This is a genomic window from Pseudoalteromonas sp. QJM3NY_12, from assembly GCF_056173165.1.
This window is the reverse complement of record NZ_CM149661.1, coordinates 1523138-1548395: the sequence shown is the minus strand read 5'-3', so window position 1 is coordinate 1548395 and position 25258 is coordinate 1523138. Positions and strand designations below refer to the sequence as shown.

The 25258-nt window shown below is 39.8% G+C and carries 19 protein-coding genes and 1 pseudogene; 3 read left to right on the top strand and 17 right to left on the bottom strand.

Annotation, left to right across the window (positions count from 1 at the left end; genetic code table 11):
• Positions 1-7: 7 nt before the first annotated feature.
• The 3 genes from edd to glk form a co-directional block, all read right to left on the bottom strand.
• A complete protein-coding gene (gene edd / locus AC0VZ5_RS07150; protein ID WP_178955978.1) occupies positions 8-1858 on the bottom strand; it encodes a phosphogluconate dehydratase in 1851 nt (616 codons plus the stop codon).
• 338 nt (positions 1859-2196) lie between these two features.
• The gene (locus AC0VZ5_RS07145) at positions 2197-3210 is read right to left on the bottom strand and encodes a LacI family DNA-binding transcriptional regulator (protein WP_010389842.1); all 1014 of its coding nucleotides are present in this window, start codon (positions 3208-3210) and stop codon (positions 2197-2199) included.
• A 29-nt stretch (positions 3211-3239) separates the two neighbouring features.
• The gene (gene glk / locus AC0VZ5_RS07140; RefSeq protein WP_475474690.1) at positions 3240-4238 is read right to left on the bottom strand and encodes a glucokinase; all 999 of its coding nucleotides are present in this window, start codon (positions 4236-4238) and stop codon (positions 3240-3242) included.
• A gap of 292 nt (positions 4239-4530) precedes the next feature.
• Here glk and AC0VZ5_RS07135 point away from each other — a divergent pair, with 292 nt between their 5' ends.
• Together AC0VZ5_RS07135 and AC0VZ5_RS07130 are read left to right on the top strand one after the other, a co-directional pair.
• A complete protein-coding gene (locus AC0VZ5_RS07135; protein ID WP_475474689.1) occupies positions 4531-5547 on the top strand; it encodes a LacI family DNA-binding transcriptional regulator in 1017 nt (338 codons plus the stop codon).
• A 279-nt stretch (positions 5548-5826) separates the two neighbouring features.
• Positions 5827-6456, top strand: coding sequence for a trimeric intracellular cation channel family protein (locus tag AC0VZ5_RS07130; RefSeq protein ID WP_010389835.1), 630 nt, complete (start codon positions 5827-5829; stop codon positions 6454-6456).
• Positions 6457-6468: 12 nt separating this feature from the next.
• Here the strand turns inward: AC0VZ5_RS07130 and AC0VZ5_RS07125 are convergent, their stop codons facing one another.
• The 9 genes from AC0VZ5_RS07125 to AC0VZ5_RS07085 form a co-directional block, all read right to left on the bottom strand.
• A complete protein-coding gene (locus AC0VZ5_RS07125; RefSeq protein WP_054200833.1) occupies positions 6469-6708 on the bottom strand; it encodes a DUF3955 domain-containing protein in 240 nt (79 codons plus the stop codon).
• 109 nt (positions 6709-6817) lie between these two features.
• Positions 6818-7243 (bottom strand): GNAT family N-acetyltransferase, encoded by a 426-nt coding sequence (locus tag AC0VZ5_RS07120; protein WP_475474688.1) that lies wholly within the window; start codon positions 7241-7243, stop codon positions 6818-6820.
• Between the two features lie 27 nt (positions 7244-7270).
• Positions 7271-7921 carry a membrane protein insertase YidC gene (yidC, locus tag AC0VZ5_RS07115; RefSeq protein WP_475474687.1) on the bottom strand — a complete coding sequence of 217 codons (651 nt, stop codon included), beginning with the start codon at positions 7919-7921 and terminating at the stop codon, positions 7271-7273.
• Positions 7922-8761: 840 nt separating this feature from the next.
• On the bottom strand, positions 8762-9736 hold the full coding sequence (locus tag AC0VZ5_RS07110) for a transposase (RefSeq protein WP_475474686.1): 975 nt from the start codon (positions 9734-9736) through the stop codon (positions 8762-8764).
• A 673-nt stretch (positions 9737-10409) separates the two neighbouring features.
• Positions 10410-10757, bottom strand: a complete 348-nt coding sequence (locus tag AC0VZ5_RS07105) for a VOC family protein (protein WP_475474685.1) — start codon at positions 10755-10757, stop codon at positions 10410-10412.
• A 116-nt stretch (positions 10758-10873) separates the two neighbouring features.
• The gene (locus AC0VZ5_RS07100) at positions 10874-11896 is read right to left on the bottom strand and encodes a potassium channel family protein (RefSeq protein WP_475474684.1); all 1023 of its coding nucleotides are present in this window, start codon (positions 11894-11896) and stop codon (positions 10874-10876) included.
• Positions 11897-12016: 120 nt separating this feature from the next.
• Complete coding sequence (locus AC0VZ5_RS07095) at positions 12017-12436, bottom strand: hypothetical protein (protein WP_016899176.1); 420 nt, start codon at positions 12434-12436, stop codon at positions 12017-12019.
• Positions 12417-13283: a hypothetical protein gene (locus AC0VZ5_RS07090; protein WP_076421169.1), complete on the bottom strand. Its 867-nt coding sequence runs from the start codon at positions 13281-13283 to the stop codon at positions 12417-12419. Before AC0VZ5_RS07090 ends, AC0VZ5_RS07095 begins: the two co-directional genes overlap by 20 nt.
• Before the next feature lie 76 nt (positions 13284-13359).
• On the bottom strand, positions 13360-14652 hold the full coding sequence (locus AC0VZ5_RS07085) for a hypothetical protein (protein ID WP_475474683.1): 1293 nt from the start codon (positions 14650-14652) through the stop codon (positions 13360-13362).
• Between the two features lie 248 nt (positions 14653-14900).
• Here AC0VZ5_RS07085 and AC0VZ5_RS07080 point away from each other — a divergent pair, with 248 nt between their 5' ends.
• On the top strand, positions 14901-15866 hold the full coding sequence (locus AC0VZ5_RS07080; protein WP_475474682.1) for an integron integrase: 966 nt from the start codon (positions 14901-14903) through the stop codon (positions 15864-15866).
• 129 nt (positions 15867-15995) lie between these two features.
• On the opposite strand, the gene AC0VZ5_RS07075 is transcribed toward AC0VZ5_RS07080, so the two are convergent.
• The 5 genes and pseudogenes from AC0VZ5_RS07075 to AC0VZ5_RS07055 form a co-directional block, all read right to left on the bottom strand.
• Complete coding sequence (locus AC0VZ5_RS07075) at positions 15996-17708, bottom strand: alpha-amylase family glycosyl hydrolase (protein ID WP_475474681.1); 1713 nt, start codon at positions 17706-17708, stop codon at positions 15996-15998.
• A gap of 86 nt (positions 17709-17794) precedes the next feature.
• Positions 17795-20196: pseudogene (locus tag AC0VZ5_RS07070) on the bottom strand (glycoside hydrolase family 15 protein).
• Positions 20197-20232: 36 nt separating this feature from the next.
• Positions 20233-21723 carry an MFS transporter gene (locus AC0VZ5_RS07065; RefSeq protein WP_475474680.1) on the bottom strand — a complete coding sequence of 497 codons (1491 nt, stop codon included), beginning with the start codon at positions 21721-21723 and terminating at the stop codon, positions 20233-20235.
• The gene (locus AC0VZ5_RS07060; RefSeq protein WP_475474679.1) at positions 21713-23572 is read right to left on the bottom strand and encodes an alpha-amylase family protein; all 1860 of its coding nucleotides are present in this window, start codon (positions 23570-23572) and stop codon (positions 21713-21715) included. The genes AC0VZ5_RS07065 and AC0VZ5_RS07060 overlap by 11 nt, the downstream gene beginning before the upstream one ends.
• A gap of 138 nt (positions 23573-23710) precedes the next feature.
• On the bottom strand, positions 23711-25204 hold the full coding sequence (locus AC0VZ5_RS07055) for a tryptophan halogenase family protein (protein ID WP_475474678.1): 1494 nt from the start codon (positions 25202-25204) through the stop codon (positions 23711-23713).
• Between the last annotated feature and the right edge of the window lie 54 nt (positions 25205-25258).

Here is a 25258-nt window from a genome sequence, read left to right as displayed (position 1 = left end):
CTAATTATTATTCAAGTCCAAAAGCACTTGCACCTAAATCGGCACTGCTTACGATATTTCTAAATCCAGTAAATAATTCACGGCCTGTACCAAATGTTTGGCTTGCTTGGCTAATTTGTAGCTCACGCTGTGCAAGCTCTTCGTCGCTTACATGCACTTTTAAAATACCATTTGGCGCATCTAAAGTAACAATATCGCCTTCATGGATTTTAGCTATAATGCCACCTTCTACCGCTTCAGGTGCTAAGTGGATTGCCGCTGGTACTTTGCCTGATGCACCCGACATACGTCCGTCGGTAACTATGGCCACTTTATAACCCTGATCTTGTAATGTTGCCATTACCGGCGTGAGCTTATGAAGCTCTGGCATGCCTTTAGCCTTAGGGCCTTGCTCTTTAAGAACAGCAATGAAATCTTGGTTAAGCTCACCACGGGTATAAGCGTCTTGTAACTCACCTTGTGAGCTAAATACTTTAGCTGGTGCTGACACCACTTGATGAGATTCTGCAACGGCTGATACTTTAATAACCGCCTTACCTAAGTTACCAGTTAGTAGCTGTAAACCACCTTGCTTGCTAAATGGATTGCTTACAGGACGAAGTACTTCTTCATCATGTGAGTTTTCAGGACACGCAACCCATTTAACTTTACTAGGGCCATTGGCATCACTCATAATCAAGTTATCGTCTTTATCAAGCAGTGGCTCACACATGTAAGGTGCAAGACCTTCGCCTAAAATAGTAGTCACATCTGTATGTAGGTAGCCAGCACTGGCTAATTCACGCATTAAGAAGCCCATGCCACCGGCTGCTTGGAAATGGTTCACATCTGCTGAGCCATTAGGGTAAATACGCGTCAGTAATGGTACAACCGCTGATAAATCAGACATGTCTTTCCAAGTAACCTGAATACCAGCCGCTTTTGCAATCGCCACAATGTGGATTGCATGATTGGTTGAGCCACCAGTTGATAGCAAACCAACGAGGCCATTAATAATGGTTTTTTCGCTGATCACATCCGCTAAACACGGGCCATCTTTGTTTTCTGTAAGCTGCTTGAGCATGGTCTCAACTGCATTACCCGTTAAGCCATCACGCAATTCTGTGTATGGATTAATAAACGAGCTACCTGGTAAGTGTAAGCCCATAATTTCCATTAACATTTGGTTTGAATTTGCAGTGCCATAAAACGTACACGTACCCGCACTGTGATAAGATGCGCTTTCTGCCTCTAATAACTCATCGCGAGATACTAAGCCTTGTGCAAACTTTTGACGAATACGTGCTTTGTCTTTGTTTGGAATACCTGACTGCATTGGTCCTGCTGGTAAAAAATACACAGGCAAATGGCCAAATGATAAAGCGCCAATTAATAGGCCTGGAACAATTTTGTCACATACACCTAAACAAAACACACCATCAAACACGTCATGCGATAACGAAACCGCAGTAGACATAGCAATAACATCACGAGAGAAAAGCGATAGTTCCATGCCGTCACGCCCTTGGGTAACGCCATCACACATCGCAGGAACACCGCCAGCAACTTGCGCGGTTGCGTCAAATTTAGTGGCAATGCTTTTAATTAAATCTGGGTATTCTTTGTAAGGCACATGCGCAGATAACATGTCGTTGTATGAATTAATAATTGCAAGGTTTGGCACCTCATCTGCTTTTAAACGCGCTTTGTCATCGCTGCTGCACGCAGCCATAACATGGGCAATATTGCCACAACCTAAACCAGCACGAACTCTTGTTTGTTTTTTTGCGTGCGAAATACGATCTAAATAGGCTTGACGGGTTTGTTTACTGCGCTCAATAACGCGTTCTGTGACTTCTTGAATTCGAGGGTGCAACATAATTTTACTCATCTCTATTCGTTAGAGGATAAAGGCTCAGTAACAATTATAGACTCCACGAAAATAACTGTACTGAGCATCTTTGACTTACCCGTTCAAAGGTACGCTACCAGGGAGCCTCTCACAACAACCCTGACACCGGTGTCAGGGTATTAACGCATGACACTGACACCGGTGTCAACCCTGAGTAATAAAAATAGTCCTTTTTTTTAACATGTACAATAAATAAACGTGAATTTTTAGTGAAATACCAGCGGCAAATAATGAAGATTAAAAATGCAGATAAAAAAAGCCCGAGTAAGCGTCACTCATACTCGGGCTACTGTGAAAAAGCGGTTTTATTTTACGGCTGCGGTTGACTCTCGCGTGATTAATTTTGCTTCTAAAATCACTTTGTAAGGCGACTCTTGCGGCTCAATAATGTGGGTAATTAACTGGGTAACAGCTTGTTTTGTCATTTCTTCTACAGGTTGCGCTATAGTCGTTAGGCCTGGCCAAATATGACGCGCTATGGGGGCGTTATCAAAGCCAGCAATAGAAATGTCATCTGGTACACGTAAATTACGCTGTGTAGCTAATTTAAGAACGGCTGCTGCCATGTAATCATTCGATGCAAATACAGCCGTAGGGCGTGGCGATAAATCTAAAATACTACGGGCACTGTCTACCCCTGAATGGTAACTAAAGTTCCCCTCTTCAACTAAGCGTTCGTTAAATTCAATACCATGGCTTGCTAGTGCGCGCCTGTAGCCTTTAAAACGTTGCTGTGTAGCACTGTGATCTGGGTGACCTTTAATAAACGCGATAGAGGTATGCCCTAAGTTTATTAAATGTTCGGTAATTTCAAATGCGCCCTGCTCGTCATTACTGGTAACAGAAATAGAGTCATCTTCTAAAATAGCAGAAGCCACTCGAGCATAAGGAATTTTTTTAGACTTTAAAAAATCAACCAACTCTGAAAAGTCACAAAATGGCGGCGTAAGCACTAAACCATCAAGGCGTGATGACTGCAATAGCTGCTCTATGTTGTTAATGAGTGCATCACCTCTGAGCTCACAAGGGTGAATCAACAAGTTATAGTTGTTTTCTTGGCATGCAGCTAATGCGCCTGTTTGCACACGGGTAATATAACTTTTACTTGGATTGTCGTATAAGCAACCAATAATAAAACTACGGTTTTGTGCAAGTCCTCGAGCAATGGGATTAGGTGTGTAATCAAGCTCTTTAAATACCGCTAATACTTTTTCACGTGTGGCCGCACTCACATTTGGTTCGTTATTCAATACGCGCGATACTGTTTTTTTAGATACACCGGCATAACTGGCAACGCTATTTATAGTGACTTTTTTCATCTATTTATTTCCAAATGTATGCAACGTAATTAAACCTGTTGACTCGTATGCAAACACGCGGCAGCACCAATTAAAGGAATGTTGTCTTGTGTTACTAATGTGACCGGAATTTGACCTGTATATTGCGACATTATGCCCTTTTGTGAAAAGCGCTCCATGAAGCGGCTTTCCAGTAAACGAGCCTGCATGCGTGGTAAAATTCCACCGCCAATATAAAGGCCACCAAGAGCACCGTAAGCAAGCGCTAAGTCGCCTGCTACACTGCCAATCCAATCACAAAACTGATTAAGCGTTGCTTCACATACTTCACATTCACCGCTGTTGGCTAAGCTACTAATTTGTGCAGCGTCTAAATTCTTTGCCGCCACCCCTTTAACTGCAGCCATTGCTTTATACAAATGAGCAATGCCAGGGCCCGAAAATACCGTTTCTACCGATACATGTGGGTGGTCTTTCTTAAGTGCTTGAATAAGCTGAGCGTCAAGTTCGTTTACGGCCGACAGTGAAATATGGCCGCTTTCTGAGCTCATTACCGCACACGAATGTGCTGTACGCACTAGACACGCAGCACCAAAGCCTGTACCTGGTCCCATTACACCAATATTAGCAGTGTCATCTGCTTGGCCAGGTTTAACCGTTACGTTTTGAGAAAGGTCTAAGTACGGAGCAGCGTAAGCAAAAGCAGCAAAGTCGTTTATTATGCTTAATTGTTCAAAGTCAAAATGATGTTTAATATCATTAACGCTAAAGTGCCAACCTAAGTTAGTTAAGTGAACTTGGCCTGCGTTAATTGGACCTGCTACGGCAAGACATGCGCGCTTAGGATTTATATGAGACACTGTTGATAAATAATACTCAGTGGCACTCTCGAGTGATCCATAACTAGCACTTGGAAACGTATGGTTATGCTCAATGGTAAATTGATTACTTGATTCGTCGAACCCAGTTATCAATGCAAAACGGGCGTTTGTGCCGCCTATATCGGCAACCAAAATAGGATCAAAGTGTGTGCTAGAGTGTAAACCCATAGTGTTATCTCTTTTGTTTAAGTAATGAGTACTTATTATTTTAATGGGGTATCCATTGATACTTATTTACTTTGAGCTATCACCTCAAAGCAGCTATCACTGTAAAAAAAGGCTACCTTTAATAATAAAGGTAGCTAATACGTTTTGACAACAAAATGATAAAACGCCCTTATTGTGACACCGGTGTCATATCAAAATCAATAAAAAAATGCCTTTATTGATAAATAAGCTTGAAAAAATCCATCAATAAACGAGAATAGCCCCTTATTGTCCTCTTAAATAAGTAATAGTGATGAAAGGTAAAGCCACCTCGTTTGATATAGCCCATTATGCTGGGGTGTCTCAATCTACAGTTTCTCGTGCTTTACGCAACAGTCCCTTAGTAAATGATGAAACGCGCAAGCGAGTTCATGACATTGCCAAAAAGCTTAACTACAAAGTTGATAAAAATGCCAGTAACCTGCGAACTCAGCAAAGCAGTACCCTTGCGTTATTGTTGTTTGAAGACCCTACCTCAGATGAGTCACAAATAAACCCGTTTTTTTTAGCCATGCTGGGCAGTATTACTCGTGCCTGCGCTAAAGAGGGTTACGATTTACTCGTGTCATTTCAATCGGCCAGTGCTGATTGGCAGGCTGATTACGAAGATAGTCACCGTGCAGATGGCATCATTTTATTAGGTTATGGTGACTACATAGATTTTCAGCCTAAATTTAACACCTTACTTGAACAAAACACCAAATTTGTTTGCTGGGGGGCTAGCGTTGATAACCGCCCCGACTTAACCATAAGTTGCGATAATTATGGCGGTGGTAAACTCGCCGCCGAGCATTTATTAGCTCATAGCCGCAAAGACTGCGCGTTTATAGGCGATGCCTCTGATCATAGCCCCGAATTTTTTGCCCGCTTTAATGGCTTTAAAGACGCGTTACAACAAAACGGTATTACACTCAATGAGCGTAAAATAGCCAACGCTATTTCTACCGAAGAGTCTGGCTATCATGCCACGCGTTCGTTAATTGCTAATAACATTACCTTTAATGCACTTTTTGCTGCCAGCGACCTTATAGCAATAGGCGCAATACGGGCATTAAAAGAAGCCAATATTAACGTGCCAAAAGATGTAGCCGTGATAGGTTTTGATAATATATCTATTGCCAGTTACATTAACCCGCCGCTGACAACCATAGAACAAAACACCACTATCGCTGGGCAAATGTTAGTTGAGAACTTATTAAAACTGATTCGTGGTGAACAAGTGCAAAGCACCCTACTGCCACCACGTTTAATTGCACGTGGGTCGAGCTAACAGCGCTTTTAAAAACTAGCAAAAATAAAGGCAATAACACCCTGTCACCCTTAAATTTATTTAGGCTTTATTGCGTTTTTACGGTCATTTGTCCTTTTTGTTTTTAACACTAAAGCAAGCGGTTTCTTTGCATTAACAGGCTATTCACACCTCGCTATCACATTAGTTTTTTTAATCTGAAATCGGCTGTTTTTGATGTAATTTTTCACTCGTCAATGCACAATTTTATCACTACAATCCTGCTTTTATTTTCATGTTAAATTTTCAAGTGATCATCTCATGCTTTTAACCATCGTTTATATTATAGGTATTACAGCAGAAGCCATGACTGGTGCTCTTAGCGCTGGACGAAGAAATATGGATTGGTTTGGTGTTATGTTAGTAGCCAGTGCCACAGCTATTGGTGGTGGTAGCGTGCGAGATATTTTATTAGGTAACTACCCACTGACTTGGGTAAAACACCCAGAATATTTACTGATCACTTGCCTAGCCGGTATTGTTACCACTTGGTTGGCAAAATGGGTGGTTAAATTTAAAGGCATATTTATGCGCCTAGATGCACTAGGGCTTGCTGCGTTTAGTATTATTGGCTGCCAAGTTGGACTTAATATGGGTTTGCACTATGGAATTTGTGTGGTCGCAGCTATAGTAACAGGTGTATTTGGTGGATTATTACGAGATTTAATTTGTCGCCAAGCACCATTAGTACTTCATCATGAACTTTACGCAAGCGTAGCACTTATAGTCGCGTGTTTATACTTAGCGCTACACCACTACAACATTGATGACAATATCAGCGTGGTTGCAAGTTTAGTGGTAGGTTATTTAATTCGTATGGCATCGGTACGCTTTAAATGGCGCTTGCCGACATTTAACTTATTAGAGCCCGCTAACTTAAATAATGAGTAATAACAGCAGCGGTTAATGCCCACCTGCCCTAGCACTTTTAAATAGCCCGAATACTTTTCGGGCTAACAAACTAACCACAAAAAGAACCCCCAAAGCAAAACACAGTATGCTCAAAGGCATAAACACGCTTTCATGTAGAACACCATTATGATCAACATATTGATACACACTGTTTTCTATCAGCATAAAACCCGTGCCAAGCAATAAAAAGCAAACACTTAATGTGGCTGTTTTGTTTGTAAAAAAGCGCATAATCTATCCATAAATATTTTATTAAATTGTCGGAATAGCAGTTTGAATGAGCAAATATTAATCTACAGTGACTGAGCAACATTAATTTTTAAAATAAAAGTCACAGCCATTAAACTAAGCTTTTAGACATATAATAAAATCTGTCGTCTTCTTTATCTATGCTGAAACCTGAACGTGTGTAAAGCTTGTACGCAGGGCTTATTTTAAAAACGCGAAGCCTAAGTTGCATAGCACCTTGGAGCACAGCTAAACGAGCACCCTCATTAATCGCTGCTGCACCAATACCCATATTTTGAAACGCAGCATCTACTTGTAGGTCACGTATGTAGCAACCCTCATTATCAAAAGCCAAGCGCATTGCACCCACTACATCGCCATTTAACAAAACATCCCAATTTTCAAGGTCTGAAATTTGCTCACATATTTTAAGTTGCTGCCAATCAACACCATAATGCTCATAATATCCACGCATATTGGTATAGGTTAACTGTGCAGAAGCCATTAAATCAGCTGTGGGCTGATAACACATATTCATTATTGCCATTCCTTTGTTTAGCGACCTTTACAAAACTTGTTGTGCTTGCTGGTTTTTAAAATATTTATTTACTAATAATGACTGCAACAAGCTAGTACTACTTGATGCAGCCCAGTACAAACCAATTGCAGAAGGAAAGTTAACCAGAGTAACAACACAAATAATTGCGGGAATTAGGAACAATAAGGTGCTGCTTTGCTCTGCGCTACCAGGCATCATCATCATAGATAAATATGTAATAGCCCCCACTAGTAACGAAAGCGCAATATCAGGCTTTGAAATACTGGCAATCCAAGCAAACTTACTATTAAATACAATTTGTTGCAGAGCCTGAAAAGTTCCAAGGCCAAATACCCCTTGGCTTGCCATATTAGTCACACTTTTTTTATCGATAAACTTAATGTTGTGCTTTTTATACAGCGCCATAGTTAATTTTGCGATTTCACTGGGCTGATCTTTATAGTTGCTCTTTATGCTATCTAGCTCAGGTTTTAGTGCGGCAATTGCTTTTTTATTTCTAACCATATTAGCCATAGCGACAAGGTTAATCGGCATTAAAACTAATCGCCCAATAATGGTAAACAAAATAATAGCAGCCGCTTGGCTAACGCCCACCTCTTGAGTAAAAAAGGTGATTGATTGCACTATCAAATCAGTAAATAAATTCCAAATTTCCATTTTAGTTTTCCTTTTAATATTATGTATTAAAAGTAACCATCACGACATATTATGTCAACAGTTTATTTTAAACTAAAATAGATTTGCTATGTTGAGAGTCCACTTAAACGGGGGGGGAAGAGCAAAATTCGACTCTAAAACCTTATTAGCCTCTTACCAAATACCACTTAAGTTTGCCGCATTGAAAAACACGCCAATTACTAGTGGTAATGTAAACGAAGCCATTAGGCAACGAACAAATATCAATTGCCAATTTGTGAGCTGTTTAAGTTGAGATTGTAAGACTAAACTACGTAACCTTAAAATAGAACTTACGATAATTAAAACTAACACAAACCACCAAAAGCCCTGATTTATTATTTGGGTATTGTAAGCAACTCCGTAAATTCCTACACAACAAGTAAGGGCTAAGAACCACTCTGCAAACCAACTTAACTGATAATAACGACTTCTAACAAACCAAAAAACTCTTAGACAAAGAGTAAAGAATAAGTAAGTCGTCAAAATCCAAAATACGTACTTGAATACTTCCATGTTCTCTCTTAAAGCTAATGCCACAATAAACAGCAAGTAATAGCTTGCTAAATTAGCAAGGAACGAGCGCGTGCCGAGCTATACGCGTCCTAAGATCATATAATGATAAGATCATATAATGACACCCATCCTAACTGCTATTTAATCTGTGCCACAAAATTCACTATTAAGCTCTGCATTTAGCTTCTTGCTACTTTAAAAAGCTAGTTTCAGCTTTAAATAAGTAAATACCGTTGTAAAACTTAAATGACAGACATGGAAATACCTGCTCTATACAGTAAGTTTACGTATTTGATTGATTAAGCTTTATGCGAGTAATTTTTCGCAGTTACTCATGTTTGCTCGCCGCTTTCTTCCTAAATTTTCACAATAGCTTCCATGTGAAGAAGGTCTACCGACTGCACCATGGAACACACGCGTAAATTGTGTCGTCAATTTCAGCCAGTTCTGAGAGCTAATATTGACTCGCTCTAGTAAAGGAAGATGAATATTGTCAATGTGCCCCCGCTTGTCTTCTCTTATAACACGGCCTGTTAATTCAACGAGTTCAAGATAGGATTTAAGTTCAAAAGGTAGGCCTTTTGGCATAATTTGGCGTGGTAAGCCTGCAAAACGTAATAAACTTTTAGGCTGCTTGCCTGTTGCTGCACTTTCTAATCGCTTTTTCACGCTGGTATGATTTGATTCTTCGGGGGTGCTGGCTATCTTTGCTCTAATTGGATTTAAATCTATATATGCCATACAAGCAGCTAGTGCGGCTTCATCTAGCAAGGCCTGTGATTTAAAGCGCCCTTCCCAGAATCGACCAGTGCAGTTGTCTTCTTTATTCGCTTTGCGCGCAATATCTTCATTTAACAAGCGCATAAACCAACTGATGCTAGATAGCCGCTCTCGGTATTGTTTTACTGTTTGATTGAAAAAGATAAGCTCTGCTTTAGTGAGTTTTTCACCTTGCAGGTATTTTTGCGTTAATAACGTGCCTTTACACACTTTATGCCAACGAATAATAATGGCTTGGTCATTTAGCCTATTAGCCTTTTTATCATCTACATACAGTACTAAATGAGTGTGATTACTCATCACAGCATAAGCACACACATCTATACAAAATACTTTTGCTAAGGCAAGTAGCCTATCTTCTACCCAGCCTCTGCGGTGCTCGTAAGACTGACCTGTAAAATGGTCTTCTCCGCATAAAAAGGCTCGGCGTACACAACGTGAAATGCAGTGATAATATCGCGTATCAGCCAAACTAACCTGACGCTTTCTTGCAATTGCCATGGAACACCCTGCCTATTTATTCATACTGCCTAAAGGATAGTTTGAAACAATTGAAAGTACAAAATTAAAGATGGGTGTCTTGTTTAGTTGTTTTAGCCTCCTCAAAGTAATGAGGAGGTGTCCACTAAAACGGGTGAGGAGCATGTTCCGACTTAAACGCCTTGTTATAAGTGTGCGATCATTTTTAAAACAACAAGTTAACCAATGCACAACCAAATGGAATAATAAAACAAACTCACAAGATTTAAAGCCATTTAATGATTAACTCTGAACTCACGCAAAAAAATTACTACGCAGATTTAACAAAACTAAATATTAAACACTTTATGAAAACCCAATTGCTCATTTTGGTTCAAACCAACGCCATAAAACTTGATTGACGAAATGGAAAACTCAGCCAAAAAACACAGCAAATTTCACGTTTTACCAATTGACGAATTCGTAAGTGAAAAACCAAATTAAGGAGCAATACAAACTGCAAAACCCCTTTTCTAAAAACAATTCAAAATGCTGATTAAACTTGGTAAAACGCCAACAAAACGTACCGACAACACTTCAAAAACCCTGATTTAGAAAGCACCTTATAACGCCTTACTAATCGGCGCGAAATTGTTGGCTAAAATTGCGAGGAACGAGCGCTAGCCAACTGTTTAGCGTCCGTTTGAGTAACTTGTTAGTTGCTAAACTCTGTGACGTGCCAAAGCTCTCCCGATGGCCCCCACAAGTAAACAACTTTACCCCAATGTTCTGTTTTAATTGGTTCATACCTTATGTCGAAACCATCTAGACTAGAAATAATTTCAAAAGCCTCATTTATATCTAAAACAGAAAGTTGAAACATTAAATTTTTAGCTAAATCTTCGTTATAAAACCTTTGCAGGAAAAAAGTACATTCGCCGTTTTCAAACAGGGATAAGTCATCAGTGACATAATCCATTTGAAAACCCAATGCTTGATAAAAGGATTTGGATATTTCGTAATCCCTGCTAGGAATAAAAACTCTAATATCATCAACTTTCACTGGACTCTCCTTTGGCAACTAACGCCGCATTAAGGTGTGAGCGGCGCTTGGCTATACTTGAGCGAAGCGAAACTGCCAAGCGTTGCGAATCACTCTTAAATGCTTTGTTAGCCAATTTAGGCAGCCTTACTATCATCCAATAGCTTATCAACTTGTATTGGGTCTTCTCCCCCAAAGACAAACAATTTACCTATTGCAGAGCCAGGTTTAGGGGCAATATGAGAAACTAATGATATATTCATTTCAACAGCTTGCTCAGGACAATAGTCATCAAAAATACTGATTAGATCCAATAACTTCTTGTGGTAGTTTCTCATAGCAAGCGGCATATTTTTAGCGGTAGCAATTCTTGCACTGTGCTCATTTGCGATCATATGTCTTCTTTCTACGTGACCATTTACACTCATAAAGTGCCTGTACAACTTCAGAGAGGTTCTGGGGTAATCGAAGTATCGATGGTTTTGGACTTCATTAATTAGCGTGACTAAATCTATAGATAACACATGTGAAAACTTCACCAAGTAAGACTCCAGCTCTTTTTGAAACTGCTCATTTTCCTCAAGAATGACACTACCAATCATCTTTTCTTTACCGTACTTACTTTCCATGGAGTAGTAATCTATTAGACAAACCTGATCAAAATAGTCATCATTCCAAAAGTCTAAAGGCCTTACAGTATACGATTCAGAACTGCTAGTGCTAGAGGTGGATTTATAAATATCAGACAAGGTAGAAATCTGTCGATTAATAATAGGCTTAAGAAGTAGTAATGCTTTAGAAACTTTTATTCTTTCTTCATCAACCAATCTCTGATTAATTTCGTTCTCTTTACTTTGAGATATCTTATGAGATATCGAATTAAGAAAGAAACCTATCGTCAACACCCCTAAAACCACTTGAAGTATTACACTTATAATTAGCCAACTGTTCTCCATTTTAGGTGTAATGTCTCCGAACCCTAATGTTGTAACAGAAACCACACTAAAATAAAGAGCTTGTATGAAACTAAGATTGTCTACATTTTTAAAATCTATCGGGAATGACTTCCAATACAAAAGTGCGAAAATAATTATATTTGCAATATAAATAACCCCAAAGAAGATTGGCATTTCGAAAACATTTTTCCTAACTTTTATCAACTTATCCTCCTGATCCTCAATTGAATTGGCTAACGCCCCACTAAGAGGCAAAAAATAGTTGGTTAAAATTAGCGACGCAGGAGCAAAACCAACTGTTTTTTGTCCTGCTTGAGTGCCTTGTTATACGCTTTTTTGCATAATTGCTGTAGCAAAACCATCAGAAAAATGAAAATAGCTTGCAACAAAAAACAAAACTATTTGAAATATACCTAACTCCATACTTGGTAATGCCAACATTCCAAAATATACCGCGGCAGCCAAAACGACTAAAAAGAATCTTTTCGCTGTATACAAACCAAAATGCTCTTGGCTTGTTGTTAATTTAGAATTAGCGACAGCCTTAGATACTTTTGAAGTGATTTGACCAAAAATAATACATGAAGCTAAAGCCCAGTCTGCAACCATAAATATATCTCGCCAATCTCCCATATAACTTTTCACCCCAATTAGTAAGCAAAATGGAATAGCTATATATAGAAATTCTGTTTTTAAATCAGCATAAATTGCTTTTCTCTGATTTTTAGAAAGAGCTGAGTTCATGCTGATAAACCGTATTCCTTTTAATTTCAGTGATTTCTTTTATTTTGGCATTTCTGATTACAGGCTCACCCTTACCTTTAGCTGGTGTATAAATGTCATAGGAGACATGGGCGGTAATAACATCTTTTACCCCAACAGGTTGAATTAAACCTGTTTGATATTTTTCCAACCATTCTTTATGAATTATTCGAGCTGAAAATGGTTGTTTAATTTTTTCACATCTAAATGTCCAGACAGAGTTCCCTTCATTTACTGATATTTTAGCAACTAGCTTTAACTTGCCATCATAGCTTTGGGTTGAGCCTTGAAACATTTCTTTTGGATTACCTGTAAACCTCCATTTAGTATTTAAACGACACTCATTTTTTAAACCGTTAGATGATCTAAAAATAACACTTTCACCGCTTTTAATTTTTTCGTTCGCTAAGGAGAAACTTCTTAAAACGTAAGCTAAATTTTGTCTATCTATGTGAGGGTCTGCAATTTGTTCAGGTGTATTATCAGCTAAGGAAGTTTCAATATTAAGCGCTAATTCTTCAACCTGCTGCTCAGTTTCAGTTTCATCGACATTAACTAATTCTGCAAAAGTATTATTACCAGATTTATAACACGCAGATTCGAATATTTCGTCTAGCTTTCCAGGGAGTGCAGATAACTTACTTAAAATAGAGCCGCTTTCAATTGCATTTAATTGGAAGTCAAAATCGCCTTTGATACCTAATGAATTAGCCATCAACTGTCCAAAATCCCTATATGCATTTATATATAAGGACATAGCATCGAATATTTCAGCTGGATTTTTACGTTCTTGTAAATAATCCAACTTAATGCATAGTTCAGGTTTCAATTAACATCTCCATATGGTGAAAGTTTAACTTAGCGTATAACGCCTAAATCAGGTGCGCCGTAGGCGTCACCTGCATTTACTTGTTAGATTCGTGAAATATTGATGGCGCACTGGCTAAAGCATGCAAAGCTAATTTCTCAATATCTCTAGCTGGCTCCTCAGAAAAGTGACGGTAATACCTCATGTACTTTGGCCATTCCTCAATGTACCTGCTGCCACCATGAACTAGTTCATTCCTGAGATCGAAAAGCCAGGATATTTTCTCATTCCAGTGACTACTTTCAGGTAAATAGCTTACACCTTGCTCAATTGACTTTGATACAGATCCAACTTTTCCATAGAGTGCATCTAGAGCAACAAAATAGTGGATGTAGCTTTCGATGTCAGAACTATTCATCCCCTTATTGATGAAGTGAGCACATTTTTCTATTCTATTTCTTTGCTCATCTGCCAATTCTTGTTCTTCTCTATACCATTGTTTTATTTTTGAAATATGTTCATTTTTTATTTCAAGGTCACTGTCATAGTATGGATACAACTCACCTATTTCGTTTTGAGTAAAAGATTTACCTTGGCTCTTGGCATGAGGTATTTGCATGCACATTGAATAAGGTCTTGCCATAACCTTAAACCTATATTTGTACTCAATGAGTGCCGAAATAACTGAAAATAGCTTTCTGAATTTTAGTGAAGCTGAAAACTTATTTCCTTGATCTGTTCCTTCAGTCTCAGTTGCAAATACATAATCATAATCTTTCCCTGAAAAGGCAGATTTATGACCATCTATAAAATTTCCTGTAACCGGGTCCCATTCACGAAAATAATAACCAAGTTCGATAAGTTCGTTCCATTTGTCACTGTCATTTTTATGAATTACATGAATTTTTTCAGAGTCTATTGTAAATGACTGACCTGTAATTCTGGGGGCTGAGTATATTACGCAACCTAAGGAGATGGATTTTCTAATATTTCCTAAAATCGCATCTAATATATAAGCTCCATATTTGTTTACGTCAGTCTCAGTTCTACACTCAAAAAGTGTGTCCTTATCGCCGAAACAAACTAGATCTCCATTGAATATATTTCTATCTACACAAATCTCATGGAGTGTATCTCTAACAACACCTTGTATAGTTTTATGGTCGCAACCAGAAAATTCTTTCAGGTCGCCATTTATAAGAAATGACAAGTTTTCAACTGTCTTGTGTGTAAACAGTGTATACCACCAAGATATTCCAACCCCACCAGAAAACTGGAAAGGATCACGTTTACCAACAAAGAACTGTTCCATTCCATTCTGTGTGCCATCTGGACTATTCAAAAATATATTTTTTGTTAAGGCGATTATCTGTCCAATTATTTTTTTCATTAACTCTATACTGATGGTTGCGGAAGAATCTAACAGCTTATTCAAAGGATCAAAACCCGCAAGTTGTAGACATAAAATCCTTTGATTTTTTAATACTTTAAGTTTAACTCTGTATCTAAATGTAAATCAAGGGATTTATATTTGTTGTTTTTTTGTTGTTGTAAAATACAAGAAATAATCCCGCGAGTTGTTGAAAAAAAACTAAATACAACTACTGTTTATATATACAGCACCAGCTAGAGCTGATTATGGCTTCTATATTTTTAGAATCAATCCGTGACTTTATGATAACGCGTCGTTATGCCAAGCGTACTATAGACACTTATCAATATTGGATAAAATTTTACATTTTATACCATGGTAAAAAACATCCGGCGCAATTGGCAGAGTCGGAGGTTGAGCAATTCTTATCTTATTTAAGTAATCAGCGTAATGTTGCAATGAAAACTCAGGCAACGGCTTTAAATGCTTTGGTATTTTTATACCGTCATATTATTAGTCGACCGTTATCACTTGAAATGAATTTTAATAAATCACTCGTGCCACCTAAATTACCTGTAGTACTGACCCGTGAAGAAATGCAGCGCTTATTATTGGCAATGGATCCTAAGTATAAACTTATCGCTCAGATACTTTACGGTAGTGGTCTACGTTTAATGGAAGCTGTAAGGCTACGGGTTAAAGATGTCGATTATGACTATGTCTCATTAATGATTTGGCAGGGCAAAGGCAATAAAAACCGCAGAGTAACATTAGCACTCAAACTACTGCCGTTGTTGCGCAGCCAAAGTCACTTGGTAAATGACTACTGGCATCGAGACAAACAAGCAACAGACTATGCCGGTGTCTGGCTTGCGAATGCATTAGCTAGAAAATACCCAGCGGCTCCTTATGAACTGAGCTGGCAATATTTGTTTCCTTCTGCCCAGTTAAGCATTGACCCAGAAAGTAAAAAACTGCGTCGCCACCATATTGATGAAACAACGGTTCGTAAAGCAATTAAACAGGCAGCAAAGCTGGCAAAAATTCAAAAAAATGTTACCTGCCATACACTACGGCACTCGTTCGCTACCCACTTACTTGAATCTGGTGCAGATATACGCACCGTGCAAGAACAACTCGGCCATAGCGATGTTCGCACCACGCAAATATATACGCATGTTTTACAACAAGGCGCGAATGGGGTAATTAGCCCACTAAGTAAAATATTATAAAGTATGAATTTAAAGGACTTTTATCTAATCTAATAAACTTTAAAAATGAGCTATAACTTGGGGCAATGCAATAAAAGCACTTTAACCAAAAGGGGCTAACGTATGTTAGCCCTTTTGCGTGTTTTTTATTTATAGTGTGTTGTTTAGTAACAATAAACCATAGCCAGCGAGTTGCTCGCCATTGAGGTCGTGTTGCCAGTTAGGCGTTAACCCATCGCGTTTAATACTATTGATGCTTTGCGGGTTAGCGGTTAAGTTAAGCACAAACATACTTTTACTGCCGTTTAACTCGCGGGTTATTTCAACTAGGCCATTGCTATGCTGTCTTAATTCATAACTGCCTTTAATACCCAGCTCTGGGCGCTGTTTTTTTAGTGCTATTAAATGCTGATATAAACGCCACAGTGAATTAGATTGTGCTTGTTGCGCTTTTACATTGCGATCAGCAGCATTAATTTGCTGTGCTAAATATTCAGGCCACCACTGGGTGTAGTTATCACCAAACAGTTCAGCCTGCTCAACCCAACTTGTTTGAGCTTGAGTAAAACCAGCTTGGTTGCTGTTATTCCACTGCATTGGTGCGCGTTTATACACATCATGACCTGTGCCACCTTGTGTTAGGCCAATCTCTTCACCGTAATAAATATACGGCGTGCCAGGAGAGCTAAATAACATGGCAGCAGCAAGTTTTGCTTTATCGTCGTGCTCTGCAAGTTGATAAGCAACACGTTCTTGGTCGTGATTAGTTAAAAACGGTGCAAAAAAATCAAGCGGCGCAGTTGAATCAATACGCTGCTGTAAATTTTGTTTGAGCACATTGGCATCAACTGTATTCACTTTTTGGTTAGATTGCATGGTGCCAAATTGCGCTTCACCACTGGCATCGGGTTTTAATAAGCCCAGTATTTTATAGCCCACTTCAAAATCAAAGCCTTGATCGAGGCCTTTACCTTCGCCAAAGTATTTTGCTGCAACGGGAATGTCAGCCCATGCTTCACCTACTAAATATGCCTCTGGATCAACGCTTTTTACGTATTGGTTAAAGTGCTGCCAATATACAATGGTTTCGTCGGTATCGGCTTGCGCATCTGCGCCACCTTCCATTGCAAAACGTACTGCGTCTAATCTAAACCCTGCAACGCCTTTATCAAGCCAAAACTTAGCCATTTTTTCCATTTCGGCAACAACATCAGGGTGGCGTAAGTTCAAGTCAGGTTGGCTTGCTCCAAACGCACCATAGTAATACTGCTGACGTGTTTCATTCCAATGCCATACTGCGTTGGGTTGGTCGTTATTACTCCATGCGTGGCCCCAGCCACTTCCGGCTTTTGGCATATCGTCGCGCCAAATAAAGTAATCTGCATAAGGGGCTTGTTGTTTTGCTGAACGCTGAAACCATTCATGGTTACTTGATATATGGTTTATAACTAAATCAAGTATGACTTTCATGCCTTTGTCGTCAGCAGCTTTTATAAAGGCTTCAAACTCTGCCATGCTGCCGTAGTCGTTTTCTACTTGGTAAAATTCAGTAAAATCATAGCCATGATAAGAAGGTGCTTCAAACATCGGGGTTAACCACAATGCGTTAACGCCAAGCTCTTGTAGATACGGGAGCTTTTGGGTCATACCATTAAAATCGCCATGGCCATCAGCATCGCTGTCGTAAAAACTGCGGGGCCAAATTTGGTAAAAAATGGCGTTTTCCCACCACGGATTTGCTTGTTGTTCAGTATTTAGTGGCGATGTTTCGGTGTTATTCGTGTAGTTATTTAATGATGGTGCGCTTTGGCAGCCTGTTAGCATGATTGCTAATGCTAATGCGCTCAAGGTAAATGTTTTCATTTCAGCCTCGTTATTATTGTAATAAATAACATAGCCGTATTTTACTACGGCTATGTTAATTAACCTGAACTGCGGATAGTTTGTGGTTATTTTAGTGCTTTAGTTACCATCGGATAATGATCCCATACTTGTTTGTCGCTTAGTGATCGCACTAGCTTAACGTATTCCGCATGTGTCCACGCCAGTGGTGTGGCCGAGTTTGTACCCTCGCCTAACGTGTAACCCGCTTTATTAATGCCTACACCATCCCATACTTGTTCAGGTAGCATCATGCCTTGGTTGGCAAATTGCTCTAGCCCTTTTACATAACTATTTTTAATAGCCTGCTGTTTTGTTGCATCTAAACTGTTATTGGCATTTGCGGCGGCAATTTCGTAATGACCACGTTCACCGGTAAAAAATGGCCAAACTCGCCCACGCTGCCCTGGGCTGTTTTTTCCACCTTGCGCATAGTTAGCGCCCGTTACTTCGTCTTCACCGTACCCGTCGTTACCATAGCGGCGGTAGCCTGCAAATGTACCGCTGCCGTCAGTAAACTCAAAGCTGTATTTAACTTGTAGGTTATCTGTTAGGGTTTCGTCATCATATTCTGGCAGTGTTTTTACTATGCTAGGCGCTAGCGCATCACGCACGCCATAGCGAACCAACTCTAAAAATCCACCATCGAGTATTTGTTTTTTATTAAAGCCTTCACGGCCATTGTTGGCGTTAATTTTAGTATTTGAATTGGCGTCTTTGTCTTGGCCAATACGAATAAAATATTCACCATCTGAGGCGCTCGACTGTAAATTACCAGCCGTTGTAAACATTAATTTTTCAATATCATTGTTATAACGCTTTGCTGTATTTAGATAACGTGTTGCATTGGCATCATCACCTGCTAGTTTAGCGATATCGGCTGCAGTAATTAAACCAGCAACAACAGCGGCGGTGGTTGATGGCGAATACCCTTCTTGCTCTTCCCAGCGTTCTTGCTGAGTGGCTGGCGGCGTTATTTGTGTGTCGTTCCATAGAATGTTTGCACGGCCACCCTCAACTAAAAAGTCTGCCGCAGGCTTTAACATACGGCTATACCAATCGCTCAGCTCTGCATCTGTTAGAACATCAGCTTGATGAAGCTTCCACGCTAGCATGAGTGGCATAGCTGTTTGGTCAAGCTGTACACCTACCCATTCTAGTTCACCATCAACATGTGTTTTTTGTAAAAACCACCCTGTATCGCCTTTATTGCCAGGGGTTTTGCTGTTTACTTGAACTTTTTCAAGGTATTCGAATGCAGTTTTAGCGGTCGCATTATCGCCCATGGCCATAAACGCCATGGCAACTTGATAAAAGTCGCGCACCCATACCGCTTTGTAACCAGTAGAGCCGGTTTTAGCCGATACGGTTTCACCCCATGGGTTAGATAATGAGGCAATAAGTGCGCCTGCATGAGTTTTGTCTTCTTGCGCTTTAAGTACCATGGCACTGGTGTAAAGTAACTTGCCGTTATCTGCGGTTTGTTCGCTCATGTTATTTAGCGGTGCAAGGCTTTGCAGGTAGTCTTGCCAACCAAGCGCTTCGCCTTTACCGTTGTAATTATCAAGCACCGCTTGGTAACCTCTGGCTAACGTAGCTTGCCCTTGTTTAAAGCTGGTTTGTTCGCTATTGCCAAAGCTTAGGGTTAAATCGAACTGGCTGTTTTCACCAATTTCACCCAGCTCTGCAAGTAAGCTAACATTACCCGATTGTTCACCGGTATTTTTATAAACCTGAGTAAGCTGCTGAGTTGTTTTCAGCTGATTTAAACCATCGCTTACACCTGTAAAACCAACACTTGTTTGTTTAAATGGCTGCGCACCTTGTAATGAAAGGTAGCTGTTGTCTTGCCATGCCAGCAGCCCTTGTTCTGTGGTTTTAGCAAAATCATCAAGGCCGTTATTATCAACATACGGGTTAACGCTTACGTATGCCTTAACACCTTCAAGCTGAGTATTAAAAATACTGCGTACAAATAAGCTTTGCCCATCAGGATCGGTAAATACGTGTTTTTCGAGGCTAAAGCGGCCTTGCTTATCTTTGCTTACTACTTTGTAAGCTAATGATAACGGACGGCCTTTATCGTCTTTGTATAAGTAGTCAATGGTAACGTCTAAATCGTCAGCTTCTGTGACTGTAAAATCCTTTCCTACTACCACAAATTGCATGTCTTTAATTTGCGCTTGGTGAATAAGCCCAAACATTGTTTCGGTGATCATACCTTTAGCAATTGAAAACCATACTTTTGAAACCGCTCCTGTAGGGGCCTCATCACTGTAATGGCCATTTTGATATTGCTCAAAAGATGTGCCAATACCGGTTTTACCTGCATAAGCCCAAAATGGCTCTGCCCAGGGGCTCCGGGTGCCGATACCTGCATTACAGAGCTGTTTGATGGCTCTTGCTGCGCGCCACAAGCTGTTAAACCAAGCATTAATAAACTGGTGGTAATTGTATTTAATTTTTTCATTTTAAAGCCTTAATTAATTTCAGTTTACTCGTTACGTTACTGAGTGTGCTTAACACGCAATACCGCAACCGCTGCAAGTACAAACGACACAGCACCCAGTACTAATGCGTAAATAGGTTGGTTTTCAAAAAAGTGGCGTAATATTAACCCCAGCACACTGGCGGCTAATAATTGTGGGATCACAATGAAAAAGTTGAAAATGCCCATGTAAACGCCCATTTTATGGCTCGGTACCGAAGTACTTAACATTGCATAAGGCAGTGATAAGATAGACGCCCACGCAAAACCTACGCCTATCATTGGCCAAATAAGTAAACTTGGATCTTTTATGAACAAAAAGCTCGCTAGGCCCAACGCACCTAAAATAAGGTTAAGTGCATGTGCTACTTTTAATCCCACGCGTTTAACGATGATCGGGATACATAAAGCAGCAATCGCGGCAAAGCCGTTGTATGCAGCGAATAATATACCTACCCAATCTGCACCGTTGTTGTACGCTAACGAGCTGGTATCGGTACTGCCGTAATGAAAGCTAGTTACCGCTGAGGTGCTGTAAATCCACATAGCAAATAACGCAAACCAACTAAAAAATTGTACCCATGCCAATTGCTTCATCGCCTCAGGCATTGTGAATACATCATTCACTACATTATAAAAACCGCCGCTAGTGTGCTGTTTAGCTTTTAATGCCGCTGCAATAAATTGAATAACACCAAAACTAACTAACCCAGCAGCCAGCAAGTAAAGTTCTTTTTCCAGATTCAGCCCTAATACTGTGGCTAAAACAAGCAAACCTAAGCCGCTAAAAATAACGCCGCCTTTGGTAAAATTAACGCTATTAGTAATATTGGTTTGTGTTGTTTGTGATTCTTGTTGATTAAATTGTGCAAGCTGCTCGGGTGAGTACTCTTTTGTGGTAACAATAGTCCAGCCAACTGCAATAAATAAAATAACCCCACCAAAGTAAAACGAATACTTTACAGAATCAGGAATTTGACCAATCGGTGCGGTATTAGCAATATCAAACCAGTTGGTCATCATCCAAGGGAGTGCTGATGCAACCACCGCTCCCACACCAATAAAAAAGCTTTGCATGGCATAGCCTGTGGCACGCTGCTTGTTTGGCAGGTTGTCACCTACTAAAGCACGAAACGGTTCCATGGTAACGTTAATTGAGGCATCCATAATCCACAGCATACCCGCAGCAATCCAAAGCGAGGGAGAATTTGGCATAATAAAAAGCGATAACGTGGTTAATATAGCGCCATATAAAAAGAAAGGACGACGGCGGCCTAATTTGCCCCAGGTTTTATCACTCCAATAACCAATAATTGGTTGCACAATTAAGCCCGTGAGCGGCGCTGCAACCCATAAAATAGGAATATCATCGACATTAGCGCCAAGTGTTTGAAATATACGGCTTACGTTACCGTTTTGCAGTGCAAAGCCAAATTGAATGCCTAAAAAGCCAAAGCACATATTCCATATTTGCCAAAAGCTTAAGGTTGGTTTGTTGTTATAATTCATGATCAGCCTTATTTGTTAAAACGGCACTGCTGAGTGCATCAAGGGTCAGCGTAAAGGTTGTATTTTGTTTCTCATCGCTCACCAAAATACCGCTATGCGACTCTAGTAAGTCGTATAGCGTTGAGTTTGGTTTGAGCATGGTTGCTTGATTTGGCGTGAGCGTAATAGTGACTGTTTGTGATTGCTGGCTAAAGTTGCTCAGCACCCATAATGATTGCTGACCTAAGGTGCGTACAAAACCCACCACTCTATCACTGCCTGTTACCATCAAGGGTGCCATATCACCGGCAACAACAGCAGGTAAGCCATTAAGTTCCATAATTGCAATATAGTATTGACGTAACTGTGCTTGCTCAGGAGTTAAATTTGCGCCATCAAACTTGCCATTATTCATCCATGCTTGGTGCGCTGGTACACCAATGTAATCAAAAATACTAGTGCGTGTAGGCGAACCAAAGCCTGCATTTTCTGATCCATCTTCACCTACCTCTTGACCAAAATAAAGCAAGGTTGGCGAGCGACTAATTAAGTTAGAAACAACCATAGCCGGTTTCCCCCATGCTGCGTTGCCAGCAAAGTCAGGACTTGCAATACGTTGTTCGTCATGGTTTTCTAAAAAGTGCAGCATGTGCTGTTCAATGTCTGCCACTTCAGCTTGTGCTTTAAATAAGGTGTTAGCGGGTTGCTTACCTTGCATAATCCCTTTTAGGGTGTCGTAAAAACCGACCTTGTCATACAAGTAGTCCATTTTACCTTGGTGAATATAGGTGCGGTACATCAATGGGTTATATACTTCGGCGAGTAAAAACGCATCGGGTTTATGTGTTTTTATTGATGAATTTAAAAAGCTCCAAAATTCAACGGGTACCATTTCAGCCATATCATAGCGAAAGCCATCAACCCCTTTATCTAGCCAATAAAGGGCAATATTTCTAAATTTATACCAACTATTTGGCAGTTCTTTATCTTGCCAAAAGGCATAATGAGCACGGTAATCTTGGTTTTCAAGCGACCTAGGTAAAGCTGGAAAGTCTAGGCTGCCATCGGGTTTAACACCGTAGTTAACTTTTACCGTTTCGTACCAGTCGTTTATATCAGGCTTTGGAGCACGTGCACCATTGCCAGTCCATTTTGCTGGGATTTCACTAAATTGACCATCGGCTAAAGGGTGTTTGTTGCCACCTAACACTTGGTAACTGTCGCTTGTTGGTACTTTAAATGATTCACCCGGTACATAGTAAAAATTATTATTTTTAGCATATGCCTTGCTAGTATCATCGTCCTCACCAAAGTCTTTCACGCCGTTAGGCTTAGCGATTGAGTGATAATCTCGAGCTACATGATTAGGAACAATATCAATAATTACTTTCATGTCATGCTCGTGAGTACGCTCAATTAGCGCGCTGAACTCTTCGAGTCTATTGGTAACATTAATTGCCAAATCTGGATTTACATCGTAATAATCTTTTATTGCATAAGGCGAACCTGCACGCCCTTTTACCACATCAGGATCGTCTTGTTTTATACCGTAATCAGTGTAATCACCCACCAAGGCATGATGCAAAACGCCGGTGTACCACACATGCGTAGTACCTAGCTCTTTAATGCCTTTTAATGCTTCGTCGTTAAAATCAGCAAACTTACCAACGCCATTTTGCTCTTTGGTTCCCCATGGCACATTAGCGGTTTGGGTGTTACCAAATAAACGAGTAAATACTTGATATACCACTGGCTTAACTGGGTCTGTTTGCTTAACTAACAAATCTGTTTTTGTCTCTTTGTCATCACTGCAACCGTGCACCAGCAATGCGCTGCATATAAGCAACGGCGTGTAAAATCTTTTTTTCATTGTGTGTGTCATTTTTATTTCAGTGTTGTTATAGGTTTATACTAAAGCTAAGTAAGGCTTGGTTACAGTTGCTGCATACGTATTCACAGCCATATTCAGTGACAATTAACCCGCAACTAAAGCACTACGTCACGCCACTTAGTTTGTTTTTAACTTAGCTAAAAACTCTTTATGACTAGGTAGTTTATCTACCGTTGAATTTATTAGGGTTTTTAACGTTGCGAATAAATCCGTTAGTTGTTCATTGCTTAATGAATCAACAATACTGTTATAGTCATCTGGTATTAGGCCTTGACCTATAAATACTTGCTGCCAAGCTACTTCTGCAAATAACTCGTCGTTTTCGCGCACGACTTTGCCCGTTTGTTTAAATAAATCCATTTTATGCGCTAACGATTGAGGAATTTCCATTTGCTTACATTGACGCCAAAATGGGGTGTCTTCTCGCTCAGTTAATTTATAGTGCAAAATAATGAAGTCACGAATATGCTCGATTTCACTGATGCTTTGCTTATTAAATTCAGTTACTAGCGCATCACTAACCCCATTATGAGGAAACAACTTAATTAAACGTATTACCGCACTTTGTATTAAGTGAATACTAGTAGACTCTAAGGGCTCTAAAAATCCACTAGAGAGCCCTACTGCGACTACATTTTTATGCCACTGCTTTAAACGTCGACCTGTTTTAAATTTAATTAAACGCGGGCTTGTTGTTGGCTCACCCGGTAAGTTATTTAATAAAAGCGCGGTTGCCGACTCATCCGATAAATAACGGCTGCAATACACTAAGCCATTACCTGTTCGATTTTGTAGCGGAATTTGCCACTGCCAACCTGCGTCATGTGCTATGGAGCGCGTATAGGGCTTTAATTCGCTGCTGCCTGTTGATTGCACTGCAACAGCACTATCGCATGGTAAATAATGTGACCAATCAACAAACCCCGCATTAAGAGTTTGCTCAATTAAAAGTGCGCGCTGGCCAGTACAATCTATAAATAAATCGCCTTGGATTTGGCTATTATCGTCAAGTGTTAAGTTGGTGATATTACCTGTGTCTGGGCATTGCTCAACACGTTCTATTTTTGCATCAATGTGTTTAACGCCGCGTGATAATGCAAGATTTTTTAAATATTCAGCATACAAAGTGGCGTCAAAATGAAACGCATAACTAAGCCCTGGTAATTGAGTATTAGGAATAGCATTTAGTAGCGTAAATTTGTGTTGTTTAGCAGCTTGATAGTTAAGAGAAAAATCCCATAAAGAGTCCTCACTACCATTAATTTGCCCTTTTACCCAAAAATTGTAAAAGTCACAAAAGGGAAAATCTTTACCAAACGAGCCAAATGCATGCATGTAGCTATGCCCTGGTGTTTTCCAATTTTCGAACTCTATACCCAGCTTAATAGAAGCATTAGTGGCATTTATAAAATCTTGCTCATTAATACCGAGCGCATTATTAAGCCCAATAATAGGCGGAATGGTCGCTTCACCAACGCCTATAGTACCAATGCTACTTGATTCAATAAGGGTAATATTAATTAATTTACCTAACACTTTATTAAGTAGTGCTGCGGCTATCCAACCGGCTGTTCCACCGCCTGCAATGACGACGTGTTGTATTGGCTTCATATTGTTGCTCACTTTTTTAAATCAGAATTTAAAAAGGTTGATAAAACTTAGGTA